Source organism: Mesorhizobium sp. P2_H9 (assembly GCF_056403215.1).
The window spans coordinates 335,760-350,207 of the sequence record NZ_JBFUFX010000005.1; the positions used below are offsets into that span (position 1 = coordinate 335,760).

The window sequence follows — 14,448 nt, forward strand, 5'->3', positions numbered from 1 at the left end:
CGCCTTGCGTCCTTCCCAAGACAGGCGACCAGATAGGCGCATCGATGCGTATCCGCCTTGATCAGGATCAAATGGCTGCAACAGGCCGGGTTGGACATCAATGATGGCGAAGCGGTCGCTCACCTGCCGGCACGAAAACGCCCGCCGCCTTTCGGCGGCGGGCTTTGCAATGGCAGCGATTATGTTCCGCTGCCCGACAAGAACACGAGCGCAGTGACGCGGGTGAGAAGCTGACGCTTGTCGAGCGTCGGCTTCTTGTAAATCTTCTTCATCGGTATCCCCAAAGCCCAAATGGCCGCCGGCAAAGGGCGCTCGCGGCCGGACTTTGTCAAGGAGATGGCAGCGCGGCCTCCAGATTGGCGGCTGTAGAACCTGAGCGCGCGCGCCCTATATAGTCCTTTCCAATTCCTTTGGAGACCACACCAATGACGCTCGGCACACGCAAACTCGGCAGCCAGGGGCTGCACGTCTCCTTGATCGGCCTCGGCTGCATGGGCATGAGCCAGTCCTATGGCCCGGCCGACGAAGCGGAATCGATCGCCACGCTGCACCGTGCCATCGAACTCGGTTGCACCTTCCTCGACACGGCTGAGGTCTACGGTCCCTTCATCAATGAGGAACTACTCGGGCGGGCGCTGAAAGGCCGGCGCCACCAGGTGACGATCGCCACCAAGTTCGGTTTCCGCATCGAGAACGGCAAGCAGGTCGGCACTAAGCGCGACAGCCGGCCCGAACATATCAGGGAGGTGGTGGAGGCATCGCTCGGCCGGCTCGCCACCGACCATATCGACCTCCTCTACCAGCACCGCGTCGACCCCGATGTGCCGATGGAGGATGTCGCCGGCGCAGTCGGCCAGCTGGTCGCCGAGGGCAAGGTCCGCTTTTTCGGCCTGTCGGAGGCAGGTGCGGCCAACATCGGCCGGGCGCACGCCGTGCACCCGGTGTCGGCCGTGCAGAGCGAATATTCGCTGTGGGAGCGCAATCTGGAGCCCGAGATCATCCCGCTGCTCAAGCAACTCGGCATCGGCCTGGTGCCGTTCGCGCCGCTCGGCCGCGGTTTCCTCGCCGGCGACGTCAAGCGCGCCGAGGACTATCCCGAGGGCGATTTCCGGCGCGGCGACCCGCGCTACCAGGGCGAGAATTTCGATGCCAATGTCGTGGCCGCCGCTACGGTGCGCGACATCGCGACGGCCAAGGGCGTCAAGCCCGGGCAGATCGCGATCGCCTGGCTGCTCGGCAAGGGGCCGGAGTTCGGCATCGACATCGTGCCTATCCCCGGCACCAAACGCAGAACCTATCTCGAGGAAAACATCGCGGCGGTCGCGATCGAACTTGATGCCACAGAAATGCTGGGGCTCGACATGGCGCTGGCGCCAGGCAAGGTGGCCGGGCCGCGCTACAATGAGCGCGTCATGACCATGATCGACCGGTGAGGGTCGAGCTGCCCTCGCCTTGTTTTCGCCGGCCTTGCCGCCTTCGTTTTGTCGGCAAGCCGCGCGTGAGGCGGCGAATTTCGAGACAATCCAAAACAGGAAGCTGACGATGAACCGGATCAGGGCGATGACCGAACAGGATGTAGCGTCGGCCTCGCGGCTCCTGGGCGGATCCTGGCGCCGGACCTACTCGCCGATCCTGGGCGCCGAGACCACGGCGCGGCTCTCGGATGACAAACACGCGCCGGAGCGGCTGGCGGCGGAGCTGCGCGACGACAACAGGATGTCCTTCGTGGCGGAACGGCCCGACGGCTCGATCGCCGGCTACGCGATGGCGGCGATGAACGACAAGGGCGACGTCATGCTCGACCGGCTTCACATCGACCCCGGCGAATTCGGCACCGGCTTGGCGGCCGACATGCTGCACGCGGTGCTTGCCGCCCATGCGGGCATTGCGAGCATCGCGCTGGAAGTGATCGAGGGCAACGACCGGGCCATCGCCTTCTACCGCAAACACGGATTCCAGGTGGTCGAGAAGCGGGCGGCCGCGCATGGCGTGGGAGGCCACGCGTCGCTGATCATGCGCAGGCTGCTGTCGAGGGCGTAGAAGCAAGGGGAACGGGGGCGGTTCCGCGCCACCTTACTCTCCTACAGCCCTTCCCCCGTACTACTCGAGCCCGGGAGCCGCGCTCGCCAGTTGGTCCTCGTCCTCCGGCGGGTCGAGGATCTCGATCAACCGCGCCACCCTGGCGCCCGGCAAGGGATGGCCCTCATTGACCAGCGCCTCGTCGGCGCCGATCCAGGCGAAGGCCTCGCGCAATTCCTCGAGGCTGGCGCCGGTCAACGCGATGTCGGCGATGATGGCCTCGTCCACAGGCCCCAGAACCGAAATGATGTCATTGCGTGTCATGGTTCTCCTCCGTGCCCGATGCAAGGGTGCCGGCCCAACTCCGTTGAGCACCCAGCCGGAGACCGGCATCGGGGATCAAATCTGCCGCTGGATGGAATCTGGGTCTTGACTTCGCGCCGACAACCTCCAAATCGACATTTGCCGGTTTGCCGAACGGAACCGGCGCAGGGCGTCGGCTCCTTGGCCGCCCGGCTTCGAGCCCGGAGCAGCGGCACGGTTCGACTTGAGAGTCTGCGGATCCAGGCTGAACACACGGATGCGGGGGGTGCCGGCATCGCCTGATGTGAACCAGTCGAGAAAAGGAGACCAATGAAATGGCTATTCGTGATCTCATGCCCTGGGGCCGGGAAGGCAGTCAGGCCCCGAACTTCTATCGCGAAGGCGAGCGCGATCCTTTCATGACGCTGCATCGCGAGATGAACCGGCTGTTCGACGATGCGTTGCGCGGCTTCGACACACGGCTGCCGTCGCTCGCCCGGGCTTTTGGCGCAAACGCCAGTTGGCCGAGCATGGAAATCTCCGACGGCGAAACCGAGATCCGCGTGACCGCCGAAATCCCGGGCATGGAGGAAAAGGATGTCGAGGTGATGCTCGATGACGGGATGCTGACGCTGCGTGGCGAAAAGCGCGCCGAGACAGAGGACAAGGACAAGCAGTTCTCCGAGCGCTTCTACGGCCGCTTCGAGCGACGCATCCCGCTCGGTACCGAAGTAGAGGAGGACAAGGTCCGCGCCGCCTTCCACAATGGCGTGCTCACCGTGACGTTGCCCAAGACCCAGCGTGCCCAGGCCAAATCCAGGCGCATTCCAATCGGGGGCAGCGCCGGAACCGGCAAGAGCAAGCACTGACAATATTAGCACCGGGCGCTTTGCGCGCCCGGCTGCTCACCCGCCGGAATGCGGGTCGATGCTGTAGGGATGCACCGGATAGTCCGGACCGATGGTCTCCAGCACGCGATCAACCCAGGCCATGAGCATCGGGTAGTCCGCGAGAGAGAAACCGCAATCTTCGGCCCTGTGGCTGTAGGCGTAGACGGCGATATCCGCGATGGTCAGGTCGTTGCCGACGAGAAACGGAGTGGCGGCGAGGCTGCGCTCCAGCGCGGCAAGCGTGCGCACGCCGGCTTCGCGCTTGCCGGCAACCATCGCCTGGTTGCGTTCCAGCCTTCCGGTCAGCGTCCAGTAGCGCAGCGAGCCGATGACCGGCTCGACGTGATACTGTTCGAAGAACAGCCACTGCATGATTTTGGCGCGCCGATAGAAGTCTGCCGGCAGCAAGGGCGTCCCCTCGGCAACATAGGTCAGGATCGCATTGGACTCAGCGATGGCGCGCCCGTCGTCGAGTTCGAGCACGGGGACGGCGCCGGCCGGATTGAGCTTCAGGAAGGCGTCGGTGTGGCTCTCGCCCTCGAAGATCGAGACCATGCGGCTTTCGTAGGGGATCTTGAGCAACCCGAGCAGGACCCTGGCCTTCCAGCCATTTTGCGACGGCAGATAATCATGGAGCGTGAGCATGGAGACCCTCTTCGTGCAATAGGGCCGGGTTTGCATACTGCGCCGGCGCGCACCACCCGATTCTTGCGGCTCTATCCGAGTTTTGCCAGCTTTGCGGCCTGACGAATGGCCTCTGCGGCATCAGGGTTGGTGACGGGGTAGCCGGCGATGAAGCGTTCGACCGAGAACTCGGGGAATTCGTCATGGAGCCGGGCCGCCAACCCGGCCGCCTCCGCACACTCGCCAACCACCGCATACGCCAGCGCCAGGAACATGATCACATTGGGTGAATCCGGCGCGCCCCTGCGCAGCGATGCGATGGCCTCTCGATGCCTGCCGGCGGCGAACAGGACGCGGCCCTGCATGCCGAAATACCAGGACGGCGCCAGCGGGTTGAGGCGCATAGCGCGCTCCATGAGCGGCATCGCTGCGGCCGGGTCGCCAGCGACCAGAGCCCTGCTGCCGGCCAGCAACGCCAGCGTGTCGGCATGGTTGGCACCGTATTCGAAGGCGCGCTGGTACGCGCGCTCCGCCGCCTCGAGATCGCCAAGGCATCCCATGAGGTCGCCCAGGCAAGTCTGGACGGTGCTATCCAGCGGGTCGAGCCGAAGCGCATTTTCGACAGCCGCACGCCACCTCTCGACACCCCCCGTAAGATCGCCACAGAGACCGTGGCAGGACTGGATCGAATAGGCATAAGCGAGCTCGATCCAACCCCTGACCAAGGTGGGATCGAGTTCGAGCGCACGTGAGAACAGGCGGATCGCCTCCGCATTGCCGGCACGGCTGAAGGTGTTGTGCTGTTCGGCACCAAGCAAATAGAGATCATAGGCGCGCAGGCTGGCGGGCGGCTTGCGGCGAACGGCGTTGCGGCCGACGGTAGCAATCGCCCCACCACATCCAGCCAGCACGTTGATGACGCTTTCGGTCAGGCTGTCCTGTAGAGTGAACACGTCCTCCAGCGGGCGATCGAAGCGATCGCTCCACAGGCTGACGCCGTTCTGAGCGTCAGCCAATTCGATCGTCAGTCGGACCTGCCGGTCATCCGCCCGCAGCTGGCCCGAGACGATATAGGTGGCGCCAAGCGCCTTGCCATCGGCGGCGAAGTCGGCGGGCTTGCTGCCCAGCGACTTCATGGTGTGGAAGGCGATGACCGGTAGATCGGCATAGCGCGCGAGATCGATGCTGATGTCCGACGATAGGCCGTCGGCGAAGCGACGCCAGCGCTCTTCGGCATTCAGGCATTCGATCGGAAACATGGCGAGCACCGGCGAGGCCTCGGCCAGCGAAGGTGCCAGCACGGCGCGCGCGGCGCCATTGATGTGCGAGGCAAGCGCGATCTTGTTGTTGACGCCGAGCTTCTCGTAAATCGCGGCGAGATGAGTCCGGACCGTCGAAGGCGCGATAAACAGCGCTTTGCCGATCTCGCGATAGGTCAGGCCCGAGGCAAATCTCTCCGCCACCGCGCGCTCGCGGTCCGATAGCGCTTCGGTCGGTGAAGACGTCGCGATGCGGTTCATCGAGAAGTTCCCTGCCATCGGATAGGCACGGTTTCAACTGCTAGCGCAGCAAAATACTACAAATGCAGGAGGCAGAATACCGCACCTGCCCGATGCCACCTCAGGTGAACGCGATGCAAGCTCATCGCACGCAGCTGCAAGCCGCGTTCAGCCGAAAGGAAGGTTTCGATGCGTCCTGTTGCAATAGTGCTGGCATGCGCGATCCTGGGTTTTTCCGCCGCCCCGTCGCCGTCAATCGCAAGCGGATGCAGGCAGCTGCTGGAGTCGGATGTGAAAATTGCCAGCATGCGTGCCTATGCCGACATCCTGGCCAATGCTGCTCGCAACGGCTGGGATTACACGCCTGAATCGATCGTCAGCGGCTCAAAGCGGCATTTCGAGGAATTAAAGGTCCAATTGATCGCCGTCGGCTATGAGATCGTCCCTGTCGGCACGCACCCGTATTGCGCTCGGAGCAAGCTGGCCGCCGGCTAGCCTTCCCCGCCTCAAGCCGAACTGCGCAGCATCAGCTCCGCGTTGAGCAGAATGCGACCATTTGCTGGCTTGGCTGAGGATTCTTCATCCAGCCGCTCCAGCAGCAGCTCGATGGCCAGGCGACCGATCTCGTTGTAGTTCTGCGCCACTGTCGTGATCGGTGGGCAGGCGTAGCGCGACAAGGGGTGGTCGTCATGTCCGGCAACCCTGAGGTCGCAGTCCGCGCCGTGGCCGACCTTCAGGCCCAGCTGATAGGCGGCGGCGATGACGCCGAAGGCGACACGGTCGTTGGCGCAAAGCACCGTTTTGGTCGGAAAGCCTTGTGACTTCAGGATACGAAGCGCTTCGTCAAAGCCGAATTTCTCGAAATCCCACGACCGTGCGTCGGCAACAGGCACGATATCAGGCGTCATCTTCAACTGCTGCATGGCCTCGACATAGGCGTCCTGCCGCGCCGAGGCGTTGTTGTTGACCAGCGGCATGGCGAAGTAGCAAGGCGGCTCGCCGGATCGGCAGAGATAGTCGACGATAAGCCTGAAGCTCTGCCTGTTGTCGGTGCCGACGAAGGACGAGGTCTCGTCAAGCGGCGAGTCGACATAGATCAGCGGGATGCTCGATCCGAGTTCGGCCAGGATGCGGTGGTGGGACTGCACGCCGAGCGGCGCGATGATGGCGCCGGCGATGTTCATCGATTTGAATGTCTGGATCGCCTGGTCTTCCATCTCGGCGCGTCCGTCCGAGGAGAGCACAAACGCCAGGAAACCGGCTTCGTTGGCGATCAGCTCGATGCGGCGCGTCAGCGCCATGTAGAACGGATCGGTCGAATTCGGAATGATGACGCCCAGAATGTTGCTGCGGCGGCGGTTGAGATTGACGGCGAACATGCTCGGCCGAAAATCGGATTTCTTCAGCGCCGCCTCGATGGTGCCGCGCGTGTTTTTCCTGACCGAGCTAGGGTCGTTGAAATATTTGGAGACCGTCGTGCGAGACAGACCGACAAAGGCCGAGAAATCCTCCATCGTCCTTATCGTCTTTGCCATTTGCCGGCCCCCTGTTCGACCTTCCCCGTCCCTGTCTACTTGAGTCACCATCTTGCGCAAAGCCGCAAGGTTTCACCCGTGGTAGTGCCAGTTTGCCGGTTCATGACGTCCGCGCATCCTCGCTCAAATGTCCGCGGAAAACTGTACTTTCATCGTCGCCGGGTCACCGCCGGCTTTGGCGAAAAATGGCAGCAGCTCGGAAAGCGGCAGCTGATGGCTGACCAGCCGCGCCATCGTGCCGTCGTCGTGTTTGAGAATATCGAGCGCCTGCGGAATGTTGCGATTCAGCGAATGCGACCCCGCCAGTTTGATCTGGCGGCGGAAAATTTCGAACGGGGCGACCGAGATCCTGGCATCGGGCGCGCAGACGCCAAAAACCAGCGCGGTGCCGCCATCGGCGGTGAAGCCGATCATGCCCTCGACCACCTTGGCGACGCCGGTGGCGTCGGCGACGAAATCGAAGCCCCGCGCCCGTGCCGACAGCGCCTGCGATCCGGACATCAGCGGCTCCAGGCCGAGCGCTTCTGCGAAGGCAAGCCGGGGCTCGCTGATGTCGGCAACCGCAACCTTTGCCACCCCTCTCGCCTTCAGCGACAGCGCAAGCAGCAGGCCGATCGGCCCGGCGCCGAAGACCAGCGCGGTGCCGGGCATGCGCTGCTCGATGCCGGCGGCGCCGAGGCCGTTCAGCACACAGGCGAGCGGCTCGGCAAGGGCTGCGGTGGCGAAACCAAGATCGCCTATGCCGTGCAAATGGTCGACGGCAACCAGGCTGTACTCGGCGAAGCCGCCATCCGCGGTGACGCCATAGGCTTTCAGGCTGGCGCACAGATTGGTGAGGCCCTTGCTGCAGGCCGGGCAATGCCCGCACGGGATGTTGGGATCCACGGCGACCCGGTCGCCGGGCTTGACTGTGGTCACATCCTCGGCGACCGACTCCACCATGCCGGCATATTCATGACCGGGGACCAGCGGAAACGCGCCCTCCCCGTATCGGCCATGCAGGACCTCGATGTCTGTGTGGCAAAGCCCGGCGGCACGGACCCGCACCAGAGCATGTCCCGGCTTGATCCTTGGCAGGTCCAGCTCCGCCATGCCGGCAACGCCCGCGGCGGTAAATCGGATGGCCTTCATTTCGGTCTCCCTTGACGACATGGGCGAGGTTGTTGGCCTCAGCTCATCCAGTTGCCGCCGTCGACATTGTAGGTCTGCGCCAGGATGTAGTCGCTGTCGGACGAGGCCAGGAAGACGGCAAGCCCGGCAATATCCTCAGGGTTCGCGAAGCGGCCGATCGGCACCGACTTGGCCACGGCCGCCTTCTTCTCACCCGGCTTCAGGCCCTCCCAGCGGGCGAAGTGGGCGTCGACGACATCCCAATGCTCGCCATCGACGACGCCGGGCGCAATCGCATTGACGTTGATGCCGTGCTTGACCAGCGCCAATGCGGCCGACTGGGTCGCCGAAATGATCGCTGCCTTGGAGGCGCAATAGAGTGTTACCAGTGCCTCGCCGCGGCGACCGGCCTGGCTCGCCATGTTAATGATCTTGCCGCCGCGGCCGCGCGCGATCATCACGTTGGCCACCGCTTTCATCATGAACAGCGGCCCCTTGAGATTGATGGCGAAAACTCTGTCGTAGCTGGCTTCGGTGATCTCGGTGATCGGCGCCATTTCGAAGATGGCCGCGTTGTTGACGAGGATGTCGATGCCGCCGAAATCGCGATCGACCGCGGCGACGATGCTGTCGATCGCTGCGAGGTCGGTGACGTCGAGCTTGACGGCGCTGGCCGAAGCACCGATCGCGGCGGCCGCCCGCGTCGCGCGCTCGATTTCGATATCGGCAATCACCACGGTGGCGCCTTCGCGCGCATAGGCTTGCGCGAAGCCGAGGCCAATGCCGCGCGCAGCGCCGGTGATGAGGGCAATCTTGTTGTTCAGTCTCATTTCAATTTTTCCAAAGTTTCTCGAAAGATGTAGCGCCAAATGGCGACCGGCGCGACGTCACGGGAGCCTGCAAGCGCCTTAAAGGAAAGCACGGACCCGCTGTGGACGGGTCCGTGCTGCCTCCGGGCCTGCTGCAACGGGAGGGTTTTTCAGGCCCGGATCGCCAGGGACGGCACACGCACCGTCCCTGGCTTGAACGCGCCTATTTGATGTAACCCGCCTCCGTCATCGTCTTCTCTACCGCGGCCTGGGCGCCGTTCAGCACATCGTCGACCGACTGCTGGCCGGTGACTGCTGCGGCAATCGCCTGGCCGACCTCGGTGCCAATGCCCTGGAACTCAGGAATGGCGACGAACTGGATGCCGGTATAGGGAACCGGATCCTTGGTCTGCTTGGTCGGATCGGCGGATTCGATCGCCGAAAGCACCGTCGCGGCGAAAGGTGCCGCCTTCTGGTAGTCAGCGCTGGCATAGGTGGACTTGCGCGTTCCCGGAGGCGCCGCGACCCAGCCTTCGGTCTCGCCGACGCGCTGGACATAGGCTTTCGAGGTCGCCCACTTGACGAAGGATTTTGCTGCATCCGCCTTCTTGGTCGAGGTCGGGATGGCCAGACTCCATGCCCAGCCCCAGGCCGAACCGTTTGGCGTGACCCCCACCGGCGCCTTGGCGAAGGCAACCTTGTCGGCGACCTGGCTTTGCTTGGGATCATAGACGCGACCCGCCGCGGACGTGGCATCGATCCACATGGCGCAATGGCCAGAGGCGAACAAAGTCTGGTTCTCGTTGAAGCCGTTGGAGCTGATGCCCGGCGGTCCATCCTTCTTCATCGTGTCGACATACCAGCCGATCGCCTTCTTCCAGGCGTCGGAATTCAACTGCGGCTTCCAGTCCATGTCGAACCAGCGGCCGCCGAACGTGTTCACCAGCGTGCCGAGGAAGGCCATGTTCTCGCCCCAGCCCGGCTTGCCGCGCAGGCACAGACCATACTGCTCCTTCGACTTGTCGGTGAGCTTGTCGGCGAATTCCGTGATCTGATCATAGGTCGGCTGCTCCGGCATCTTCAGGCCGGCGGCGTCGAACAGGTCCTTGCGGTAGAGGGTGAACGAGCTTTCTGCATAGAACGGCACAGCGTAGAGCTTGCCGTCGACGGTGAGGCCACTTCGAACCGGCGCGATCAGATCGTCATAGTCATAGTCGTCGCCGAGATCGTTGAGCGATGTGAGCCAGCCGCTCTTGCCCCAGATCGGGGTCTCATAGCCGCCGATGGTCAAGACGTCGAACTGGCCGCCCTTGGTGGCGATGTCGGTGGTGACCCGCTCGCGCAGCACGTTCTCCTCGAGCACCACCCAGTTGACCTTGTTGCCGGTCGCCTTCTCCCATTCGGGCGACAGCTTCTGCATGATGATCATGTCGCCATTGTTGACTGTCGCAACCGTGATTTCCTCGGACAAAGCGGCACCCGCCGCCAGTGCCAAAGCTGCGACCGACAGGCCAAGAATTCCCATACGCTTACCAATTGGCATTTCGTCTCCTCCTTTACGAATGCGCATGTGTAAGTGAACATGCGTGTATATTTTATTGCGCTTGGAGACAGCAGAGTCAAGGCGCGCAAAGCCTGATATTTGGCACCTCACCGGTGCTCGTCGGATGGCGGCTCGCCTTTCGGCGCATCGGGAAAGCCGCACGCGTTGCAAATAAAGTGAACGTATGTGTAGTTTGTGTTGACTTCGCTCGCAGCGCGATTTACCTCGGCTATTGCAGGGCGTTATCGTCGCACGCCGCCACGATCGGCGTTCGCTACCGCTGGGGGAGAGAAGGAATTGCAAGCATGAGCCTGTCCCGCCGAAGGGAGATCGCCGCCGAGACAGCGGGGCTGACGATTGCCGCCGGCGAAATCCTGGTCGAGATCATGGCGACGGATCGGGGCCTCGGCTTCCTCGAGCCGCTGACGCTTGTCGGCCCCTACCCGAGCGGCGCGCCGGCAATCTTCATCGACCAGGTAGCAAGGCTGGGCGGCGGCGGCGGGCTCATCGGCTGCATCGGCCGCGACGATTTCGGCACGATCAATCTGGACCGGCTGAGGCACGACGGCGTCGACGTCTCCGCCGTTGCCGTCAGCGACCGCTACCCCACAGGCAGCGCCTTCGTGCGCTACAGGCCCGATGGCGGCAGGGACTTCGTCTACAACATCGCCGAATCCGCCGCCGGGCAAATCCGCCTCACCACCGAGGCGCGCCAGTTGGCGGACAAAGCCGGCCATCTGCATGTCATGGGGTCGACCTTGTCCGTGGCCGGGCTGAGGGAGATCGTTGCCTATGCCGTTGGCGCAGTGCGCGCCCGCGGCGGCTCGACCTCTTTCGATCCGAACATGCGCAAGGAACTGATCGACGGCGCCGACGGGGCGCAATTCGCCGCCCTGGTCGACGATGCCGACCTGCTGCTGCCGTCCGGCGACGAGTTGCTTGCGGCTGCCGGCGCCGACGACGAATGCCAGGCGGTGAAGGCGCTGATATCAAGGGGCGTCGGCGAGATCGTGCTAAAGCGCGGCGCTGCCGGCTCTTCCTATTTCGGCAGCGACGGCAGCAGAATCGACTGTGCCGGCTTCCTGGTCGAGGAAGTCGACCCGACCGGCGCCGGCGACTGCTTTGGCGCCACCTATCTGACCTGCCGGCGCAAGGGCATGGAGCCCGGCAAGGCGCTGTTCTATGCCAATGCCGCCGGCGCCCGCAACGTGACACGACTGGGGCCGATGGAAGGCACCGCGGGCTTCGACGTGCTTGACGATTTCATCGCCGGGACCGCGAGAGCGACATGAGGACCAATCCGCTTGCAGGCCTCGCCACCGCGCGCAGAAACGGATCGCCCTACGGCATCGCCTCGATCTGTTCGGCCCATCCGCTGGTGATCCAGGCGGCGATACGGCGCGCCGTCAGGGACAAGGAAACCATCCTGCTGATCGAGGCGACCTGCAACCAGGTCAACCAGTTCGGCGGCTATACCGGGATGACGCCGGACCTGTTCATCGCCTTCGTGCTGGAGATCGCCAACCGGGAAGGGCTCGACCCCTCGCGCATCATCTTCGGCGGCGACCATCTTGGACCGAACCCGTGGCGCGCCGAGCCGGCGGCGCAAGCGATGATCAAGGCCGAAGCCATGGTCACCGCCTATGTCTGGGCCGGCTTCAGCAAGATCCATCTCGACGCCTCGATGGGCTGTGCCGGCGAGCCGGCGGCGCTCGACGACGAGACCATCGCCACGCGCGCGGCGCGGCTGGCCAAGGCGGCCGAAAAGGCGGCGCGCGCGGCCGGCAGCACCTTGCCGGTCTATATCATCGGCACCGAGGTCCCTGCCCCCGGCGGCGTCGACCATACGATCAGCGACTTGAAGCCGACCGAAGCGGCGGCGGCGCGGCGCACGATCGAAGTGCATCGCGAGATTTTTGCCAGGGAAGGCCTTGCCGAAGCGTTCGGCCGCGTCATCGCCGTGGTCGTGCAGCCGGGCGTCGAATTCGGCAGCCAGAATGTTGTTCCCTACGCACCCGAGGCGTCGAAGGCGCTGACCGGATTGCTCGACGAGGAACCGTCGCTCGTCTACGAGGCGCATTCCACCGATTACCAGAGCCGCGCGGCGCTGACCGCGCTTGTCGACAACGGCTTTCCGATCCTCAAGGTCGGTCCGGGCCTGACTTTTGCCTTGCGCGAGGCGCTTTACGGGCTCGACCTGATCGCCTCCGAAATGGTCGCGGACTATGGCGACCGGTCGCTTGCCCGCACGATGGAGCGCGTGATGCTGGCAGCACCCGGCCACTGGCACAGCCACTATCATGGCGACAGCGCGAGCCTGTACCTGCAGCGGCACTACAGCTACAGCGACCGCATCCGCTATTACTGGAGCAACCCCGCCGCCGGCGTTGCTGTCGGCCGCCTGCGCGAGGTGCTCAACGGCGTCAGCATTCCCGAAACACTGATGCGGCAGTTCCTGCCGATGCTGCCGGCCGCGCTCGGACCGGCAGGCAACCCCGAGGCCATTCTGCTCGCGGCGGTCGATCAGATGCTGGCCGACTATGACGCCGCTTGCAGTGGCGGCGGTGGCTGAGCGCGCTGCACCGGGTTGATCTTTGCTTCAGCCCAGTGTCTTTGACGTCCCCATGAAATCAGCCATTTTTTCCCTCCTGCTCACGGCGTCGCTGCCGGCGTCGCCGGCACATGCCGAGTGGAAGGCGGTCGAGAAGGTCGAGACCTATCCCATTGCAGGCCAGACCGGCCCCGAGCTCTATGCCGCGATCGGCGAACAGGGGCCTTTGCTTGGCAAGGGGCGAGTCATAGCGCACACTAATTTCAAGCTGACCTGGACCAGGGACTACAGGCCGCAAGGCGGTGCCTGCGTACTCAAGTCGGCGCGGCCAAAGCTGATCATCACCTACACGCTGCCCAAGCCGGCGGGACCACTGCCGGCCACTGTTCAAAAGAACTGGGAGGTGTTCATCGCCGGGCTTACCGCCCACGAAAAGGTGCATGGCGATACCATCGTCGAGATGGTGCGCAAAATCGAGACCGTGAGCGTCGGCCTGACCGTCGCCGGCGACCCCGGCTGCAGCAAGATCAGGACCGAACTGACCCGGCAGCTCGCCGAAATCTCGCTGGCGCAGCGCCAGGCGAGCCGCGACTTCGATCGGGTCGAATTCGGCCCTGGCGGCAATCTGCAGAAGCTGGTGCTGGCTTTCGTGAATGGGGGATAGTGCTTGCGGTGGTAAGCTGCATATCGCGGAAAGCTGGCGGGACAGCGCCCCCCTCTGTCCTGCCGGACATCTCCCCCACAAGGGGGGAGATCGCAACTCGTCAGATCGCGCGGATGATCCCGCCATCGACGCGGATGTTCTGGCCAGTGATGTAGCCGGCACCTTCGGAGGCGAGGAAGGCGATGGTAGCGGCGATCTCTTCCGAGGTGCCGTAGCGCTGCATCGGCACGCTGTCGCGGCGCTCCTCGGTGGCGGGCAGGCTGTCGATCCAGCCGGGCAGCACATTGTTCATGCGCACATTGTCGGCGGCATAGGTGTTGGCGAAGATCTTGGTGTAGGCGGCAAGGCCGGCGCGGAACACGGCCGAGGTCGGGAACATCGGGCTCGGCTCGACCACCCAGGCGGTCGAGATGTTGATGACGGCGCCGGCCTTCTGCTTGACCATCTGCGGTGCCACGATGCGCACCGGCCGGATGACGTTGAGCAGATAGACGTCCATGCCGGTGTGCCACTGCTCGTCCGTGATCTCGAGGATCGGCGCGCGCGGCCCGTGGCCGCCGCTGTTGACCAGCACGTCGATGCGGCCAAAGCGTTCGAGCGTCAGGTCGACAAGACGCTGCAGATCGTCATTCGACTGGTTGGAGCCGGTGACGCCGAGACCGCCAAGTTCCTTGGCCAAGGCCTCGCCCTTGCCGGACGAGGACAGGATGGCGACCTTGAAGCCGTCCGCGGCCAAACGCTTTGCCGCTGCCGCACCCATGCCGCTGCCGCCGGCAACGACAACAGCCACTTTTTCTACACTCATTTTTTCTCTCCTTGAGGGTTTTGCGGCGCGTGCCTTGCGCATCAAAAGGATGATATAACCGGTTTTCCCGGCTGGTTCGAACCAGAAAGCCTGAAA

The 14,448-nt window shown here is 64.0% G+C and carries 15 protein-coding genes; 7 read left to right on the forward strand and 8 right to left on the reverse strand.

Features of this window, described 5'->3' with window-relative positions; all coding sequences use genetic code 11:
- Positions 1-425 precede the first annotated feature (425 nt).
- Positions 426-1,433, forward strand: a complete 1,008-nt coding sequence (locus tag AC1DXN_RS11905; RefSeq protein ID WP_477273897.1) for an aldo/keto reductase — start codon at positions 426-428, stop codon at positions 1,431-1,433.
- Positions 1,434-1,542: 109 nt separating this feature from the next.
- The gene (locus AC1DXN_RS11910; protein ID WP_477273899.1) at positions 1,543-2,040 is read left to right on the forward strand and encodes a GNAT family N-acetyltransferase; all 498 of its coding nucleotides are present in this window, start codon (positions 1,543-1,545) and stop codon (positions 2,038-2,040) included.
- A gap of 60 nt (positions 2,041-2,100) precedes the next feature.
- Here the strand turns inward: AC1DXN_RS11910 and AC1DXN_RS11915 are convergent, their stop codons facing one another.
- Positions 2,101-2,343, reverse strand: a complete 243-nt coding sequence (locus tag AC1DXN_RS11915; RefSeq protein ID WP_477242343.1) for a hypothetical protein — start codon at positions 2,341-2,343, stop codon at positions 2,101-2,103.
- A 314-nt stretch (positions 2,344-2,657) separates the two neighbouring features.
- Here AC1DXN_RS11915 and AC1DXN_RS11920 point away from each other — a divergent pair, with 314 nt between their 5' ends.
- Entirely contained in the window at positions 2,658-3,191 is a 534-nt protein-coding gene (locus tag AC1DXN_RS11920; RefSeq protein ID WP_477242341.1) for an Hsp20/alpha crystallin family protein, read from the forward strand.
- 36 nt (positions 3,192-3,227) lie between these two features.
- Here the strand turns inward: AC1DXN_RS11920 and AC1DXN_RS11925 are convergent, their stop codons facing one another.
- Both AC1DXN_RS11925 and AC1DXN_RS11930 read right to left on the reverse strand, forming a co-directional pair.
- Positions 3,228-3,857, reverse strand: coding sequence for a glutathione S-transferase family protein (locus AC1DXN_RS11925; protein ID WP_477273901.1), 630 nt, complete (start codon positions 3,855-3,857; stop codon positions 3,228-3,230).
- A 71-nt stretch (positions 3,858-3,928) separates the two neighbouring features.
- A complete protein-coding gene (locus AC1DXN_RS11930; RefSeq protein WP_477273903.1) occupies positions 3,929-5,356 on the reverse strand; it encodes a LuxR C-terminal-related transcriptional regulator in 1,428 nt (475 codons plus the stop codon).
- 168 nt (positions 5,357-5,524) lie between these two features.
- Between AC1DXN_RS11930 and AC1DXN_RS11935 the strand changes: the two genes are divergently transcribed.
- Positions 5,525-5,830: a hypothetical protein gene (locus AC1DXN_RS11935; RefSeq protein ID WP_477273905.1), complete on the forward strand. Its 306-nt coding sequence runs from the start codon at positions 5,525-5,527 to the stop codon at positions 5,828-5,830.
- An 11-nt stretch (positions 5,831-5,841) separates the two neighbouring features.
- On the opposite strand, the gene AC1DXN_RS11940 is transcribed toward AC1DXN_RS11935, so the two are convergent.
- From AC1DXN_RS11940 to AC1DXN_RS11955, 4 genes are all read right to left on the reverse strand, one after another.
- Positions 5,842-6,849, reverse strand: a complete 1,008-nt coding sequence (locus tag AC1DXN_RS11940; RefSeq protein WP_477274023.1) for a LacI family DNA-binding transcriptional regulator — start codon at positions 6,847-6,849, stop codon at positions 5,842-5,844.
- Between the two features lie 144 nt (positions 6,850-6,993).
- Positions 6,994-8,001, reverse strand: coding sequence for a zinc-dependent alcohol dehydrogenase family protein (locus AC1DXN_RS11945; protein ID WP_477273907.1), 1,008 nt, complete (start codon positions 7,999-8,001; stop codon positions 6,994-6,996).
- Between the two features lie 38 nt (positions 8,002-8,039).
- Positions 8,040-8,810: an L-iditol 2-dehydrogenase gene (locus AC1DXN_RS11950; protein WP_477273909.1), complete on the reverse strand. Its 771-nt coding sequence runs from the start codon at positions 8,808-8,810 to the stop codon at positions 8,040-8,042.
- A gap of 202 nt (positions 8,811-9,012) precedes the next feature.
- Positions 9,013-10,326 (reverse strand): ABC transporter substrate-binding protein, encoded by a 1,314-nt coding sequence (locus AC1DXN_RS11955; RefSeq protein ID WP_477274026.1) that lies wholly within the window; start codon positions 10,324-10,326, stop codon positions 9,013-9,015.
- Positions 10,327-10,637: 311 nt separating this feature from the next.
- On the opposite strand from AC1DXN_RS11955, the gene AC1DXN_RS11960 reads away from it, so the two are divergent.
- Genes AC1DXN_RS11960 through AC1DXN_RS11970 form a run of 3 tightly spaced genes read left to right on the forward strand, consistent with a single transcriptional unit; the run spans position 10,638 to position 13,547 of the window.
- Positions 10,638-11,624, forward strand: a complete 987-nt coding sequence (locus AC1DXN_RS11960) for a tagatose kinase (protein WP_477273910.1) — start codon at positions 10,638-10,640, stop codon at positions 11,622-11,624.
- Entirely contained in the window at positions 11,621-12,904 is a 1,284-nt protein-coding gene (locus AC1DXN_RS11965) for a D-tagatose-bisphosphate aldolase, class II, non-catalytic subunit (protein WP_477273912.1), read from the forward strand. Before AC1DXN_RS11960 ends, AC1DXN_RS11965 begins: the two co-directional genes overlap by 4 nt.
- A gap of 52 nt (positions 12,905-12,956) precedes the next feature.
- Positions 12,957-13,547 (forward strand): DUF922 domain-containing Zn-dependent protease, encoded by a 591-nt coding sequence (locus AC1DXN_RS11970; protein ID WP_477273914.1) that lies wholly within the window; start codon positions 12,957-12,959, stop codon positions 13,545-13,547.
- A gap of 100 nt (positions 13,548-13,647) precedes the next feature.
- On the opposite strand, the gene AC1DXN_RS11975 is transcribed toward AC1DXN_RS11970, so the two are convergent.
- The gene (locus AC1DXN_RS11975; protein ID WP_477242323.1) at positions 13,648-14,352 is read right to left on the reverse strand and encodes an SDR family oxidoreductase; all 705 of its coding nucleotides are present in this window, start codon (positions 14,350-14,352) and stop codon (positions 13,648-13,650) included.
- Positions 14,353-14,448 lie beyond the last annotated feature (96 nt).